The following is a 13,724-nucleotide window of genomic DNA, read 5'->3' as shown; positions in this document are numbered from 1 at the left end:
GTCTCCGATTTAACCGCCGCCGATGGCGCGCACGATATCCACTTTGTCCTGCGCCTGCAGGACGTGCTCCCGCCACTGCTGGCGCGGCACCACATTGCGGTTGACCGCCAGCGCCAGCGCCTGCCCGGTCAACTCCAGCGCATCGATCAACTGATCCAGCGTCTGCTGCGACGGCACCTGGCGCCGCGCCCCATTCAACTCAATCTCGATCATGATCGATCACGCCTTGGAATACAGCTCGGCGCCGTTCTTCATGAACTCCACCGCCTTCACCTGCATGCCGTTCTCAGCATACGCGCGCACCTCCTGCGTAATCTTCATCGAACAGAAATGCGGCCCGCACATGGAGCAGAAATGCGCCACCTTGGCCGAATCCTTGGGCAGGGTCTCGTCGTGGAACTCGCGCGCCTTGTCCGGATCCAGGCCGATATTGAACTGGTCATCCCAACGGAACTCAAAGCGCGCCTTGGACAGCGCGTTGTCGCGGATCTGTGCACCTGGATGGCCCTTCGCCAGATCGGCCGCATGCGCCGCGATCTTGTACGTGATGATGCCGTCCTTGACGTCGTTCTTGTCCGGCAAGCCCAGATGTTCCTTCGGCGTCACATAGCACAGCATCGCCGTGCCATACCAGCCTATCTGCGCCGCGCCGATGCCGGAGGTGATGTGGTCATAGCCCGGCGCGATATCGGTGGTCAGTGGTCCCAGCGTGTAGAACGGCGCCTCATGGCACTGCTCCAGCTGCAGATCCATATTCTCCTTGATCAGCTGCATCGGCACGTGGCCCGGGCCTTCGATCATCACCTGCACGTCGTGCTTCCAGGCGATCTGCGTCAGCTCGCCCAGCGTTTTCAGTTCTCCCAGCTGTGCCTCATCGTTGGCGTCATAAATCGAGCCTGGACGCAAACCGTCGCCCAGCGAGAACGACACGTCATACGCCTTCATGATCTGGCAGATCTCCTCGAAGTGCGTGTACAGGAACGACTCCTTGTGATGCGCCAGGCACCACTTGGCCATGATCGAACCGCCGCGCGAAACGATGCCGGTCAGGCGCTTGGCCGTCAGCGGCACATAGCGCAGCAGCACACCGGCATGGATGGTGAAGTAATCGACACCCTGCTCCGCCTGTTCGATCAGCGTATCGCGATAAATCTCCCAGGTCAGATCTTCGGCCTTGCCGTTGACCTTCTCCAGCGCCTGGTAAATCGGCACGGTGCCGATAGGTACGGGGCTGTTACGGATGATCCACTCGCGCGTTTCGTGTATATGCTTGCCGGTGGAGAGATCCATGACGTTGTCGCCGCCCCAGCGGATGGCCCAGGTCATCTTCTCGACTTCCTCGCCGATGGACGACGTCACCGCCGAGTTGCCGATGTTGGCGTTGATCTTGACCAGGAAATTGCGGCCGATGATCATCGGCTCGATTTCCGGGTGATTGATATTGGCCGGAATGATGGCGCGTCCACGGGCGATTTCCTCGCGCACGAATTCCGGCGTGATCTCGGCCGGGATGCTGGCGCCGAACGATTGTCCCGGATGCTGGCGGCCCATCAAATCGGCCAGGCGCTGACCCATCGGCCCAGAATTCTTCAGGTTTTCCAGATACTCCCGGCGGCGCAGGTTCTCGCGGATGGCGACGAACTCCATCTCCGGCGTGATGATGCCCTGCCGCGCGTAGTGCATCTGCGTCACGTTGCGGCCTTCGCGCGCGCGGCGCGGTTTGCGGTGCAGGTTGAAGCGCAGTTCGGCCAGTTGCGGATCGGCCAGACGCTGCTGGCCATACTCGGAGGTCGGGCCGTCCAGCTCCTCGGTATCGCCGCGCTCCAGTATCCACGGCAGGCGCGGCGTCGCGGCCAGGCCGGAGCGGATATCGATCGCTGCTTCCGGATCGGTGTACGGGCCGGAGGTGTCGTAGACGTAGATCGGCGGATTGGCTTCGAAGCCGAACGATGCGGGCGTGTCGGACTGGGTGATCTCGCGCATCGGCACGCGAATGTCGGGGCGGCTGCCCTGGACGTAGACTTTGCGTGAATTGGGTAAAGGCTTGATGGCTGCCTCGTCCACCGTGGCGGTGGCGGAGAGGAATTTGGCGTTGGCGTTCATTTGGCTCCTTTGTTCGGCTACAGGAGCCAGCAAAGGAGGTTGGACGACAGCCCGCGTACATGAATCAGGAGTAGCGGCGGCATCCTAAGCTTCCCTTCGCTGGCATTATCCAGATCAGGTTCGGAGGGTATTTCTCACCCGCGCCGCAGAATGCGACGCAGGACCCCTAGCGTGTGCCACCTTGCGGCAGCGGATGGAATTATAGGCCCAACCTTTCAATTTCACCAACCGGTTTCGTAGTACCCTAGCCGGAAATCCGCACAGGGGACAAATCATGTCGGCTCATCGCATTTTCACGACCGCGTTTGCGAAGGTATATCCGCTGTACGTACAGAAGGCCGAGCGCAAGGGACGCACGCAGGCAGAAGTCGATCAGATCATCTGCTGGTTGACGGGCTACGACGATGCCGGGCTGCGCCGGCAAATCGAACTGGGGATTGATTTTCAGGCTTTCTTCGACGAGGCGCCGGCCATGCATCCAAACAGTGCGCTCATCACAGGCCTGGTCTGCGGCGTCCGCGTCGAAGATGTTGAAGATCCGCTCATGCACAAGATCCGCCAACTGGACAAGCTAATCGACGAACTCGCCAAAGGAAAGGCGATGGAAAAAATCCTGCGCCATTAGCGCCCCGTGCCCCCGTGCATGCGCTAGTCCTTGAACTGCGGGGTGGATTTGCTCATGCCGGCCATCATGGCCGCTTGCAGGTCGGCCGACATCAGCATGGCGGCGTTCCAGGTGGCGACGTAGTTCAGGCCATCGGCCACGGAATGATCGCGGGCGTAGGTGATCATCTCCTTCACGCCGCGCACCGACAGTGGCGACTTGGCGGCGATCTGCGCGGCGATCTCGCGCACGCCGGCGCGCAAGGCTTCCAGCGATTCGAACACGCGGTTCACCAGGCGCATGTCTTTCGCCTCGGCGGCATCGAACTTGCGGGCGGTGTAGGCCAGTTCGCGCGCCATGCCTTCGCCGATCAGGCGCGGCAGGCGTTGCAGCGTGCCCACGTCCGCCACCATGCCGATATCGATTTCCTTGATGGTGAACCACGCGTCGGACGAGCAGTAGCGCATGTCGGCGCAAGCGATCAGGTCTATGCCGCCGCCGACGCAAGCGCCGTGCACTGCGGCCAGCACCGGCTTGCGGCAGCGTTCCAGGCTGGTCAGCGTATCCTGCAGATCGAGAATCACCCGGCGCAAGTTTTCGCGCGTGCGGCCGTCGCAATCATCGCGCACCTGGGCGCCGACGCCCAACATCATCTGCAGATCGATGCCGGCGGTGAAAGCCTTACCCTCGCCTTCCAGAACCGCCACCCGTATCTCCGGCGTCTCATCGACATAGCGAAACGCGCTGCGAATCTCATTCCACATCGCCGCATTCATCGCATTCAACTTCTCCGGCCGGTTCAGCCGCACCGTCGCGATGTGGTCTTCGACACTCACAGTCAAGGTCTCAAAATCGGGCATGCAGGTCTCCATATTATTAACGATGCTCTTTGGTGTGCCAGATACGTAGAACATCGATGGTTGAGTTTTTAATTTCGTAGCGTATTTCATAGCGGCGCACAAGTATCCTGCGCACATCGCGCGGCAAGAACTGGCCTAGCGGCTCGCCTATTCTGGGATTGGCCAGCAATACCTCGGGCGCTTCAATCAGGGCGCGAATCGTCCTGGCAGCCGCGTTCGCATCTCCGCGTTCCAAAAATTCGTGCAGGCGTTGCAGGTCGGAGAGCGCTTTTTTGCTCCAATGCAGTTTCATTTTTTTGCCGGCACCGGCAAGGGAAGCGGTGACGCGGTCCCGAGGCTCTCTGCCCACACCTTGACATCCTGATGGTCAACAAAATGACCGTTATCGATATCATCCATAGCTTCGAGCGTCAGCAAGTCTCGCAAGTCGGATGCCGTATCAGCAACTTCCCGTAGCAAGGACTGCAGCACCTGCCTTTTCTCCTGCAGACTTAGCAATTTAATACCAGCCTCTATCTCCGACAAGGTCATGGCCATAGCATTCTCCTCTCAGTTGATGCCCTATTCTAGCTGCCACAATAATGCGCAGCAGGGGCCGCGTCATCTATAATGGCTGTTTCCGCAAACGCATTTATAGAATACTCAACCAAATCATGGAATTAGCCAAGTCTTTCGAGCCTGCCGACATTGAACAGTTCTGGCGCAACGAGTGGGAATCGCGCGGTTACTACACCGCCTCCATCGACGCCGGTAAGCCTTCTTTCAGCATCCAGCTGCCGCCGCCGAACGTCACCGGCACCCTGCACATGGGCCATGCCTTCAACCAGACCATCATGGATGGCCTGACCCGCTACCATCGCATGCTGGGCCACAACACCGCCTGGATTCCGGGCACCGACCACGCCGGCATCGCCACCCAGATCGTGGTGGAGCGCCAGCTCGACGCGCAGAAAATCTCGCGCCACGACCTCGGCCGCGAAGAATTCATCAAGAAGGTGTGGGAGTGGAAAGAGAAATCCGGCTCCATCATCACCGGCCAGATGCGCCGCCTGGGCGCCTCGCCGGACTGGAAACGCGAATACTTCACCATGGACGAGCCGCGCTCGAAAGTGGTGACCGACGTCTTCGTGCGCCTGCACGAGCAAGGCCTGATCTACCGCGGCAAGCGCCTGGTCAACTGGGACCCGGTGCTGGGCACCGCCGTCTCCGACCTGGAAGTGGTGTCGGAAGAGGAAGACGGCTCGATGTGGTACATCAAGTACCCGCTGGCCGATGGCAGCGGCTTCCTGACTGTGGCCACCACCCGGCCTGAAACCATGCTGGGCGACGTCGCCGTGGCCGTGGACCCGACCGACGAACGCTACACCGCCCTGGTCGGCAAGATGCTGACACTGCCGCTGGTCGGCCGCGAAATCCCGATCATCGCCGACGAATACGTCGACAAAGCTTTCGGCACCGGCTGCGTGAAGATCACCCCTGCGCACGACCTGAACGACTACGCCGTCGGCCAGCGCCACAAGCTTCCGCTGCTAACCATCATGACGCTGGAAGCGAAGATCATCGACGACGCACCGGAAGCCTATCGCGGCCTGGACCGCTTCGTGGCCCGCAAACAAATCGTCGCCGACCTGGAAGCGCAAGGCCTGCTGGAACAGGTCAAGCCGCACAAGCTGATGGTGCCGCGCGGCGACCGTACCGGCGTCATCATCGAGCCGATGCTGACCGACCAATGGTTCGTCGCCATGAGCAAGCCGGCACCGGAAGGCACTTTCTTCCCAGGCAAATCGATCGCCGAAACCGCGCTGGAAAAAGTCGCCAACGGCGAAATCAAGTTCGTGCCGGAAAACTGGACCACCACCTACAACCAGTGGCTGAACAACATCCAGGACTGGTGCATTTCGCGTCAACTGTGGTGGGGCCACCAGATCCCGGCATGGTACGACGACGCCGGCAACATCTTCGTCGCCAAAACCGAAGCCGAAGCCGTCGCGCAAGCGGCCGCCAAGGGCATCACCACGCCGCTGCGCCGCGACAACGACGTGCTCGACACCTGGTTCTCGTCCGCGCTGGTGCCGTTCTCGACCCTGGGCTGGCCGGAAGAAACGCCGGACATCAAGGCCTTCCTGCCATCGTCGGTGCTGGTGACCGGCTTCGACATCATCTTCTTCTGGGTGGCGCGCATGGTCATGATGACCGCGCACTTCACCGGCAAGGTGCCGTTCGAAACCGTGTACGTGCACGGCCTGGTGCGCGACTCGCAGGGCCAGAAGATGTCCAAGTCCAAGGGCAACACGCTGGACCCGATCGACCTGATCGACGGCATCGGCATCGATGCGCTGGTGGAGAAACGCACCACCGGCCTGATGAACCCGAAAGCGGCCGAGAAGATCGCCAAGGCCACCCGCAAGGAATTCCCGGAAGGCATCGCCGCCTACGGCACCGACGCCGTGCGCTTCACCATGGCGTCGTACGCCTCGCTGGGCCGCAACATCAACTTCGACCTGGGCCGCGCCGAAGGCTACCGCAACTTCTGCAACAAGCTGTGGAACGCCACCCGTTTCGTGATGATGAACACGGAAGAGAAGGACTGCTCCGCTTCCGAAGCCGACCTGTCGAACGCCGACAAGTGGATCATCTCGCTGCTGCAAAAAGCCGAGCTGGACGTGGCCAAGGGCTTCGAAGACTTCCGCTTCGACAACATCGCCTCGACCATCTACAAATTCGTATGGGATGAGTATTGCGACTGGTATCTGGAAGTCGCCAAGGTGCAGGTCCAGCACGGCACCGAAGGCCAGCAACGCGCCACCCGTCACACGCTGCTGCGCGTACTGGAAGTGGTGCTGCGCCTGGCGCATCCAGTGATTCCGTTCGTGACCGAAGCGCTGTGGCAAGCGATTGCCCCGCTGGCCGGCAAGACTGGTGATTCGATCATGATGCAGCCGTACCCGATCGCCAACACCGCCAACATCGATGAAGCGGCCGAAGCCTGGATGCAGCAGCTGAAGGCGCTGACCGATGCGACGCGTAACCTGCGCGGTGAGATGCAACTGGCGCCATCGCTGCGCGTGCCGCTGATCGTCGAGCCGGGCAATGCGGCCGAGAAGGCAGCAATGGAAGGCTTCGCAGCCTACGTGCAGTCGCTGGGCAAGCTGTCGGAAGTGCAGATTGTGGATGCGTTGCCGGAATCGCCGGCGGCCGTGTCCATCGTTGGCACCACCAAGCTGATGCTGAAGGTCGAGATCGACGTCAAGGCCGAGCGCGAGCGTTTGTCGAAAGAGATCACCCGCCTGGAAGGCGAGATCAACAAGGCCAATGGCAAGCTGTCGAACGAAAGCTTCGTGGCGCGCGCGCCGGCTGAGGTGGTGGCGCAGGAGAAGGAACGCGTTGCCAACTTCAGTGCGACGCTGGACAAGATGCGCGAGCAATTCACCAAGCTGCCAGCCGCCTGATAGCATCAGTCGTCAATCAAAAAGCCGCCCGGTGCAAACCGCGCGGCTTTTTTCACTTCTGGACACCCGGCGCACCGCACGAACTACTGCACATGGATTGCCCTGACAGAGATTGTTTCCACACCAGCCGAAAACGACTGCGACACCATAAACTCATCATAGTCGGGATGGGCATATTCAAACGTCACTTCGCCGGCTTCGCGCGTGATGGCAATCGGCTTGCGCGACAAAATCGCTCCGGCTTCACTTCCGTATGGCTTAGGCCAACCCACAAGGGCGAGACGCTTGGCCACCGCCAAAATGACATCGCGCGATGAAGGCTGTGCGACGCTTCGCTCGGAGATGGTCTGCAGTAGAAAATGCTCACATCCGCCAACGGTGACTGAGATTTTGCCGAGGTCCTTGGAATGCCAGCGGACCGCGAGCTCCTCGCTGAGGTATTCGGCGCCGGCATGACGACTTGCCAGGGCCTTGGCCTCACGCTCAAAATGTTCTGGGTCAAGCAGGCACTCTGCAAACGCCGAGTGAGCATGCAGGACGATGAGAGAGAGAAAACAGATGCGCAAGCGATTCATGAGCTCCTCGATTGAATTAGGTTGCGGGTCTCAGGCCAGCAATTCGGCGTAGCGGGGAATGTCGATATTTCCCCCGCTGATGATGATGCCTACACGCTTGCCTTGCAGTTGGGTTTTCATCGCCCGCGCAGCCGCCAGGCCCAGGCAGCCCGTGGGTTCCACCACCATCTTCATGCGCTCCGCAAAGAACCGCATTTCGGCGCGCAATTGTTCGTCGCTGGCGGTGAGGATGTCGTCCACATCGCGCTGGATAATCGGGAAGGTCAGATTGCCCAGATGCTGGGTTTGCGCACCGTCCGCAATCGTCTTCGGCGTCTCGATATGCACGATGCTGCCGCTGCGGAACGATTGCTGGCCGTCGTTGCCCGCTTCCGGCTCCACGCCGTACAGCTTGGCGCTAGGCGACAAGGCACGCGTCGCCAGCGCCGTGCCGCTCAGCAGCCCGCCGCCGCCCAAGGGGGCGAATACATAGTCCAGCAATCCCACCTCTTCGAACAACTCCTTGGCCGCCGTGCCCTGTCCTGCGATCACATCTTCATGGTCGTATGGCGGAATCAGGGTCAGGCCGTGCTTGGCTGCCAGGTCGCGGCCGATCTGTTCGCGGTCTTCCTTGTAGCGGTCGTAGATCACCACCTGCGCGCCGTAGCCGCGCGTGGCCGCCACCTTGGCCGCCGGCGCATCGTGCGGCATGACGATGGTGGCCGGAATGCCCAGCAGCTTGGCCGACAAGGCGATGCCCTGCGCGTGGTTCCCTGACGAAAACGCCACCACGCCCGCCTTGCGCTGCGCCGGCGAAAACTTCATCAGCGCGTTGTAGCTGCCACGGAACTTGAACGCGCCCATGCGCTGGAAGTTCTCACACTTGAAATACACTTCCGCACCCAGCTCCGCATTGGCGGTGCTGGACGTCAGCACCGGCGCGCGATGCGCTACGCCGGCAATGCGCTCCGACGCGGCAACCACGTCGGCAAAGGTAGGGAGTTTCAGTTCGCTCATGATGATTCCTGTAGTGGATTAGCGCGCGTCGTTGTAGACGGTGGCGCGGGAGACGTTGAGATAGGCGGCGACGATGTCCATGGCCCGGCGCACATCGCTCAGGCCGGCTTCCTTCAGCTCGCGCATCAAGGCCTTGCGCTCGTCGGCCTTCAGCGCGCGCGGCGTGCTGCCCAAGCGGGCGGCGAATTGATCGATGCGCAGGCGGATGGCATCGGCGCCGGCCGGCGCCATGGTTTCGCTGACGGCGGCGGCCGTGTCCACGCTGCCGAACTGGGTCAGCATGGTATTCAGGCTGCGGAACACGGTCAGGTCCACGTTCATGCACAGCGCCGCCACATAACGGCCCTCGCTGTCCTTGATGCCGATGGACGTGCTCTTGGCCAGACGGCCGTCGGGGAAGGTGTTGGGATAGTTGGCGATCACCTGCTCGAACGCCGGATCGGCCGCGCGCGCCAGCCCCAGCTCGGTGGCCGGGGCGCCGACGCTGCGGCCGGACAGGTTGTTGTGGATCGCCAGGATGGCGTGCTCCGGCTCGGTCAGGTCGTGCAGCACCACTTCGCAAAACGGCGCCAACGTCCTGCCGAGACCTTCGGCCACTTGCTGCATCTGTGCAAGCAAGTTGTGGTGTTCAGATGTTTTTTCCATCTGAACATATTATCTTATTTTAGAATTTTTGTGTAATCAGCCCGGTTTTGACTTGCTGTCGACGGGATTTTGCACGCGTGAGCCCTGGCGTTGCCGGGATTCATCCTTTTGCGGTTCGCCCTTGCCCTTGTCCACGCCGGCGCCGCTGGTGGCCCCTTCCGTGCCGGAGCGGGTGCCGGCGATACCGTCCACGGTGCCGGGGCCGCCGATCGATTGGTCATGTTGTGTCATGATGTTTCTCCTTGATGAGCCACCATGCTAGCGATCTCCGGCCCCGGCCGCCATCAGCGCCAAGCGCGCGCCCGTGTAGGAATTTTGGACGATAGCCTCTAATTTGCGGTGCGCATGATATGCGATCATCGCTGCACTAAAACAAAGGAGACGCATATGAAATTCCTCGCATTGATCGCAGCCGTCGCGCTGTCCATCGCCCCGGCCTTCGCCGACACCACCTCGCCGACCGGCCTGTGGAAAAACATCGACGACGAGACCGGCAAGCCGAAAGCGCTGATCCGCATCACCGAGAGCAACGGCGTGCTGACCGGCCAGATCGAGAAGATCTTCCGCGACGCCAATGAAGACCAGAATCCCAAGTGCGACAAGTGCGAAGGCGCGCGCAAGGACCAGCCTATCATTGGCATGACCATCCTGTCCGGCCTGAAGAAGGACGGCGAGGAATACGCCGGCGGCGAGATCCTCGATCCGAACAACGGCAAGGTCTACAAGAGCAAGCTGCGCCTGGCCGACGGCGGCAAGAAGCTCAACGTGCGCGGCTACATCGGCGTACCGATGCTGGGCCGCTCGCAGACCTGGGTGCGCCAGGACTAAGCCGCTATCGCGGCGTCTGACGTTTAATCTCCACAAAGTTTCCTAGTTTCAATGTGCTGTGCGCGCTGGCGCACATACCGGCCCGCCTGGGCGTGACATGGTGATCTGCTGGCTTGCGCAAAAATGCGCGAGCCACTAGAAGTTCCACCGGTTTGAGCACAAAGGAAACACCATGAATGCTTTGCAGAGATATACCAAGACGTTGTCTTGTTCCATCGGCTTCCTCGCCGCCACCTTGCTGGCCGGCTGCGGCGGCGGCGACCAGGGCCGCGATGCCATTCTTGGCGTGCCAGCCGCGACGCTCGTGGCGTTGGCGGTCACACCGGCCACAGCCAGCGTCGCTGCGGGCACCACCCAACAGTTCACCGCGACCGCCACTTATAGCGACAATTCCACTCAAACGGTGGCCGCCGCCTGGACTTCGGCCACGCCGGCCGTCGCCACCGTTGCTTCGGCCACCGGCCTGGCCAGCGGCGTCAGCGTCGGCAATAGCGTGATCAGCGCAGCCTACAACGGCAAGACCGCCTCGGCCACGCTGACCGTCACCCCGGCCGTGCTGCTGTCGATTGCCGTCACGCCGCAAGCGCCCACCGTACTGATCGCCGCCACGCGCCAGCTCGCCGTGATCGGCACCTACTCGGACGCGACCACCCAGGACCTGACGGCCAGCTCGACCTTCGTGTCGGCCACCCCGGCCAGCGCCATCGTCAACAGCGACGGCCTGGTCACCGGCATGGCACTGGGCACCTCCGTGGTCACGGCCAGCAACGGCGGCAAGAACGCCAGCACCACTGTCACGGTGCCAGCCGCAACGCTGAGCAGCATCAGCGTCACGCCATCCACCTCGACGGTGTTGATCGACGGCCAGCAGCAATACATCGCCACCGCTACCTATTCGGATAACACCACCGCGTTTGTCACCAACACCGCTGTGTGGAGCTCCACCAGCCCGACCATCGGCACCGTGGCCGCCACCGGCCTCGCGACCGGCCGTGCCGCAGGCAGCACCACCATCAGCGCCACGGTCGGCGCCCGATCGGGCAGCGCCGCGCTCACCGTTGTCGCCGTCGAGCCACCAACCACCACGCCAACGCCGACGCCACCGCAGCTGCAGCCGGTGCCACTGGGCAGCGCCGCCAACTTCGCGGTACTGGCCGGCACCGCGCTGACCAACAATGCCGGCGGCACTACGCTGATCCGGGGCGATGTCGGTTCGCCATCGCAAACCACCGATCCGACGCTGGCCGCCGGCTTCACCAACTATAAATCCGGCGCCATCCTGGCCGGCGCGCTGGCCGACCTGCAAACCGCCATCAGCAACGCCAACGGCCGCAGCTGCGACGTCAGCTTTGCCGGCGATATCGACCTCGGCGGCCAGACCCTGGCGCCGGGCGTGTATTGCTACGCCGGAGCGATCAGCATCACCGGCACCCTGAAGCTGAGCGGCCCAGGCGTGTACATCTTCCGCACCGCGCTCACGCTCAACTCGGCGGCCAACTCGATCGTCGCGCTGACCAATGGCGCCACTGCGGCCAACGTCAGCTGGCTGCCGGTCGGTCCGACCACGCTCGGCGCCAACAGCGTCTTCAAGGGCAGCATCCTCGGCCAATCGGCCGCGATCACGGTGGGCGACAACACGACGCTGTTGAACGGCCGCGTGCTGACTGCTGCGGCGGTCACGCTGCGCAACAACCAGATCACCAAATAAACGCTCACCTTTCAAGGACCAGATCATGACTATCGCCAAGACACTCGGAACACTGAGCGCGCTCACCTGCGCCATGCTCGCCATACAACTGGCGCACGCGGAAGAACCCTTCATCAATCCGGACTGGGCCAACAGCGCCTGGTACGTCGGCGCCGGCGTCGGCCGCGCGCGCGCCACCATCGACGAGCAGCGCCTGCGCAGCAGCCTGAGCGCCAACGGCGCCACCGTCAGCGCCTTCGGCAAGGACGAACGCGACACCGGCTACAAGCTGTTCGTCGGCAAACAACTGAACCGCTATCTGGCGCTGGAGTTCGGCTACTTCGACCTCGGCAAATTCAATTTCAACGCCACCACCTCGGGCAACGGCGCCTTCAACGGCGAGGCCGGTTTCCGTGGGGCCAACCTCGACCTGCTGGCGCAGTTGCCACTGAGCGAGCGGCTGTCGGTATTGGGCCGGGTAGGCGCCAACTACGCCAAGGCCAGCACCCATTTCAGCGGCAATCGCCTGCTGGCGGTGACCGGTCCCAACCATAGCGAGCGGAAGCTCAACGCCAAGGCCGGCCTGGGGCTGGAATACAAACTGACCGAAGCCCTGGCGCTGCGCGGCGAGGTCGAGCGCTATCGCGTCAACGACGCCATCGGCAATCGCGGCGACGTCGATCTGCTGTCGGTCGGCCTGGTGTATAAACTTGGTCGACCTGCCCACAGCGCACCGGTCTATGTGCCGCCGCCGGTGGCGCAGCCCGCACCGCCGCCGGTAGCGGCGCCGATGCCACCGCCACCGCCGCCGAAAGCGCCGGAGCCGACTTCGGAAAAGATCTCGTTCGCCGCTGAAACGCTGTTCGATTTCGACAAGTCGGCCGTCAAGCCGGATGGCAAGGCGGCGCTGGATGAGCTGCTGCTCAAACTGCAAGGCATGAACACCGAGGTGATGGTGACGGTCGGCCATACCGACTCGGTCGGCTCCAACGACTACAACCAGAAACTGTCGCTGCGCCGTGCCGAAGCGGTCAAGGCCTATCTGGTGAGCAAAGGGGTGGACACCTCGCGCGTCTACACCGAAGGCAAGGGTGAGACCCAGCCGTTGGCCGACAACACCACAGCCGAGGGCCGCGCCAGGAATCGCCGCGTGACCGTCGAAGTGGTCGGCACACGCGACGTCCGGAAATAAGCCGCTACTGTTTCATGCCTTTGCCGGTGGCAGTCCAGTAGATGCCACCCATCAAATGCGCCATGTACTGCGGGTCCTTGTACATATTCCCATCGTGACCGAGAGCCGTAACGAATACGCGGCCCTTCTCCACGTAGTGATACCAGCTCACCGGATGCTCCTTGCCCATGCCGTAAGACACCTGCCCCGGCCAGATCTTGGTCGGGTCGTAGCTGCTCTCATCGACGTTCAGCACCGGGTTGATCTTGATCTTGTACGGATCGTCGAACACATACCATTCATCGCTCCAGATCCAGTGGTCAGGCAAGCCGAACGTGGCCGGGTGTTTTTTGTCGACCACGTCGGCCACGCCCGTTTGCAGCATGGGATGGACGCCGGTGTGGCGGCCGATCAGCTTTTCATACCAGACCCACGTGTTGGCCGGAATAATCAGCGAGCGGTGCACCAGCATGGCGTTGCCGCCGCCCTTCATGTAGTCCTCGAACTTCTTGCGGCGCGCTTCGTTCAGCTCCTCTGGCGGCGTGTTCAGGAACATCACGGCGGCGTACTGCTTGAGGTCGCCGTCGAACACTTCCGGCTTGTTGGTGTACGTCATCTCGAACGCGTGCAGCTTGCCCAGACGCTCGAAGCTTTCGCGCGCAATCGGAATGTATTCGTAGTGGTATTTGCTCGGCATGGCCAGCACCAGGATCTTGTACTGCGTATCGGCCCAGGCGTTGGACGCCATCACTAAGCCGGCCACGGCGGCCAGCATGATTTTTTTCATTGTCTCCTCCATTTAAGTT

At 62.0% G+C, this 13,724-nt stretch carries 15 protein-coding genes and 1 riboswitch; of the genes, 5 read left to right on the top strand and 10 right to left on the bottom strand.

The window, feature by feature from the left end:
- Positions 1-9 precede the first annotated feature (9 nt).
- On the bottom strand, positions 10-213 hold the full coding sequence (gene thiS, locus ACXZ1M_RS18085; RefSeq protein WP_459049031.1) for a sulfur carrier protein ThiS: 204 nt from the start codon (positions 211-213) through the stop codon (positions 10-12).
- 6 nt (positions 214-219) lie between these two features.
- Positions 220-2,103 (bottom strand): phosphomethylpyrimidine synthase ThiC, encoded by a 1,884-nt coding sequence (thiC, locus tag ACXZ1M_RS18080; protein WP_459049030.1) that lies wholly within the window; start codon positions 2,101-2,103, stop codon positions 220-222.
- A gap of 74 nt (positions 2,104-2,177) precedes the next feature.
- A riboswitch (TPP riboswitch) is annotated at positions 2,178-2,281 on the bottom strand.
- 96 nt (positions 2,282-2,377) lie between these two features.
- On the opposite strand from thiC, the gene ACXZ1M_RS18075 reads away from it, so the two are divergent.
- A complete protein-coding gene (locus ACXZ1M_RS18075) occupies positions 2,378-2,728 on the top strand; it encodes a DUF2200 domain-containing protein (RefSeq protein ID WP_459049029.1) in 351 nt (116 codons plus the stop codon).
- A 23-nt stretch (positions 2,729-2,751) separates the two neighbouring features.
- Here the strand turns inward: ACXZ1M_RS18075 and ACXZ1M_RS18070 are convergent, their stop codons facing one another.
- Genes ACXZ1M_RS18070 through ACXZ1M_RS18060 form a run of 3 tightly spaced genes read right to left on the bottom strand, consistent with a single transcriptional unit; the run spans position 2,752 to position 4,104 of the window.
- Complete coding sequence (locus tag ACXZ1M_RS18070) at positions 2,752-3,567, bottom strand: crotonase/enoyl-CoA hydratase family protein (RefSeq protein ID WP_459049028.1); 816 nt, start codon at positions 3,565-3,567, stop codon at positions 2,752-2,754.
- A gap of 16 nt (positions 3,568-3,583) precedes the next feature.
- Positions 3,584-3,859: a type II toxin-antitoxin system RelE/ParE family toxin gene (locus ACXZ1M_RS18065; RefSeq protein WP_459049027.1), complete on the bottom strand. Its 276-nt coding sequence runs from the start codon at positions 3,857-3,859 to the stop codon at positions 3,584-3,586.
- The gene (locus tag ACXZ1M_RS18060; protein WP_459049026.1) at positions 3,856-4,104 is read right to left on the bottom strand and encodes a hypothetical protein; all 249 of its coding nucleotides are present in this window, start codon (positions 4,102-4,104) and stop codon (positions 3,856-3,858) included. The genes ACXZ1M_RS18065 and ACXZ1M_RS18060 overlap by 4 nt, the downstream gene beginning before the upstream one ends.
- A 116-nt stretch (positions 4,105-4,220) precedes the next feature.
- Between ACXZ1M_RS18060 and ACXZ1M_RS18055 the strand changes: the two genes are divergently transcribed.
- A complete protein-coding gene (locus ACXZ1M_RS18055) occupies positions 4,221-7,016 on the top strand; it encodes a valine--tRNA ligase (RefSeq protein WP_459049025.1) in 2,796 nt (931 codons plus the stop codon).
- A gap of 83 nt (positions 7,017-7,099) precedes the next feature.
- On the opposite strand, the gene ACXZ1M_RS18050 is transcribed toward ACXZ1M_RS18055, so the two are convergent.
- From ACXZ1M_RS18050 to ACXZ1M_RS18035, 4 genes are read right to left on the bottom strand one after another with little or no spacing between them, the layout of a single operon-like run.
- On the bottom strand, positions 7,100-7,591 hold the full coding sequence (locus ACXZ1M_RS18050) for a hypothetical protein (RefSeq protein WP_459049024.1): 492 nt from the start codon (positions 7,589-7,591) through the stop codon (positions 7,100-7,102).
- A 30-nt stretch (positions 7,592-7,621) separates the two neighbouring features.
- On the bottom strand, positions 7,622-8,587 hold the full coding sequence (locus ACXZ1M_RS18045) for a threo-3-hydroxy-L-aspartate ammonia-lyase (protein WP_459049023.1): 966 nt from the start codon (positions 8,585-8,587) through the stop codon (positions 7,622-7,624).
- Positions 8,588-8,605: 18 nt separating this feature from the next.
- The gene (locus ACXZ1M_RS18040) at positions 8,606-9,232 is read right to left on the bottom strand and encodes a helix-turn-helix transcriptional regulator (protein WP_459049022.1); all 627 of its coding nucleotides are present in this window, start codon (positions 9,230-9,232) and stop codon (positions 8,606-8,608) included.
- 36 nt (positions 9,233-9,268) lie between these two features.
- Positions 9,269-9,463 carry a hypothetical protein gene (locus tag ACXZ1M_RS18035; RefSeq protein ID WP_459049021.1) on the bottom strand — a complete coding sequence of 65 codons (195 nt, stop codon included), beginning with the start codon at positions 9,461-9,463 and terminating at the stop codon, positions 9,269-9,271.
- A 156-nt stretch (positions 9,464-9,619) separates the two neighbouring features.
- On the opposite strand from ACXZ1M_RS18035, the gene ACXZ1M_RS18030 reads away from it, so the two are divergent.
- The 3 genes from ACXZ1M_RS18030 (at position 9,620) to ACXZ1M_RS18020 (ending at position 12,939) form a co-directional block, all read left to right on the top strand.
- The gene (locus ACXZ1M_RS18030) at positions 9,620-10,060 is read left to right on the top strand and encodes a DUF2147 domain-containing protein (protein ID WP_459049020.1); all 441 of its coding nucleotides are present in this window, start codon (positions 9,620-9,622) and stop codon (positions 10,058-10,060) included.
- 172 nt (positions 10,061-10,232) lie between these two features.
- The gene (locus ACXZ1M_RS18025; RefSeq protein ID WP_459049019.1) at positions 10,233-11,768 is read left to right on the top strand and encodes an ice-binding family protein; all 1,536 of its coding nucleotides are present in this window, start codon (positions 10,233-10,235) and stop codon (positions 11,766-11,768) included.
- A gap of 25 nt (positions 11,769-11,793) precedes the next feature.
- The gene (locus ACXZ1M_RS18020) at positions 11,794-12,939 is read left to right on the top strand and encodes an OmpA family protein (RefSeq protein WP_459049018.1); all 1,146 of its coding nucleotides are present in this window, start codon (positions 11,794-11,796) and stop codon (positions 12,937-12,939) included.
- Positions 12,940-12,943: 4 nt separating this feature from the next.
- On the opposite strand, the gene ACXZ1M_RS18015 is transcribed toward ACXZ1M_RS18020, so the two are convergent.
- Complete coding sequence (locus tag ACXZ1M_RS18015; protein WP_459049017.1) at positions 12,944-13,705, bottom strand: ThuA domain-containing protein; 762 nt, start codon at positions 13,703-13,705, stop codon at positions 12,944-12,946.
- Between the last annotated feature and the right edge of the window lie 19 nt (positions 13,706-13,724).

Source organism: Duganella paludis (assembly GCF_054461335.1).
Note: the sequence above shows the minus strand (reverse complement) of the source record. Positions and strands in the feature narration are given on the sequence as shown.

Excerpts from the sequence above, each read along its gene's own strand:
- thiS (WP_459049031.1), bottom strand. The coding sequence starts at position 213 with ATGATCGAGATTGAGTTGAATGGGGCGCGGCGCCAGGTGCCGTCGCAG.
- thiC (WP_459049030.1), bottom strand. The coding sequence starts at position 2,103 with ATGAACGCCAACGCCAAATTCCTCTCCGCCACCGCCACGGTGGACGAG.
- ACXZ1M_RS18075 (WP_459049029.1), top strand. The coding sequence starts at position 2,378 with ATGTCGGCTCATCGCATTTTCACGACCGCGTTTGCGAAGGTATATCCG.
- ACXZ1M_RS18070 (WP_459049028.1), bottom strand. The coding sequence starts at position 3,567 with ATGCCCGATTTTGAGACCTTGACTGTGAGTGTCGAAGACCACATCGCG.
- ACXZ1M_RS18065 (WP_459049027.1), bottom strand. The coding sequence starts at position 3,859 with ATGAAACTGCATTGGAGCAAAAAAGCGCTCTCCGACCTGCAACGCCTG.
- ACXZ1M_RS18060 (WP_459049026.1), bottom strand. The coding sequence starts at position 4,104 with ATGGCCATGACCTTGTCGGAGATAGAGGCTGGTATTAAATTGCTAAGT.
- ACXZ1M_RS18055 (WP_459049025.1), top strand. The coding sequence starts at position 4,221 with ATGGAATTAGCCAAGTCTTTCGAGCCTGCCGACATTGAACAGTTCTGG.
- ACXZ1M_RS18050 (WP_459049024.1), bottom strand. The coding sequence starts at position 7,591 with ATGAATCGCTTGCGCATCTGTTTTCTCTCTCTCATCGTCCTGCATGCT.
- ACXZ1M_RS18045 (WP_459049023.1), bottom strand. The coding sequence starts at position 8,587 with ATGAGCGAACTGAAACTCCCTACCTTTGCCGACGTGGTTGCCGCGTCG.
- ACXZ1M_RS18040 (WP_459049022.1), bottom strand. The coding sequence starts at position 9,232 with ATGGAAAAAACATCTGAACACCACAACTTGCTTGCACAGATGCAGCAA.
- ACXZ1M_RS18035 (WP_459049021.1), bottom strand. The coding sequence starts at position 9,463 with ATGACACAACATGACCAATCGATCGGCGGCCCCGGCACCGTGGACGGT.
- ACXZ1M_RS18030 (WP_459049020.1), top strand. The coding sequence starts at position 9,620 with ATGAAATTCCTCGCATTGATCGCAGCCGTCGCGCTGTCCATCGCCCCG.
- ACXZ1M_RS18025 (WP_459049019.1), top strand. The coding sequence starts at position 10,233 with ATGAATGCTTTGCAGAGATATACCAAGACGTTGTCTTGTTCCATCGGC.
- ACXZ1M_RS18020 (WP_459049018.1), top strand. The coding sequence starts at position 11,794 with ATGACTATCGCCAAGACACTCGGAACACTGAGCGCGCTCACCTGCGCC.
- ACXZ1M_RS18015 (WP_459049017.1), bottom strand. The coding sequence starts at position 13,705 with ATGAAAAAAATCATGCTGGCCGCCGTGGCCGGCTTAGTGATGGCGTCC.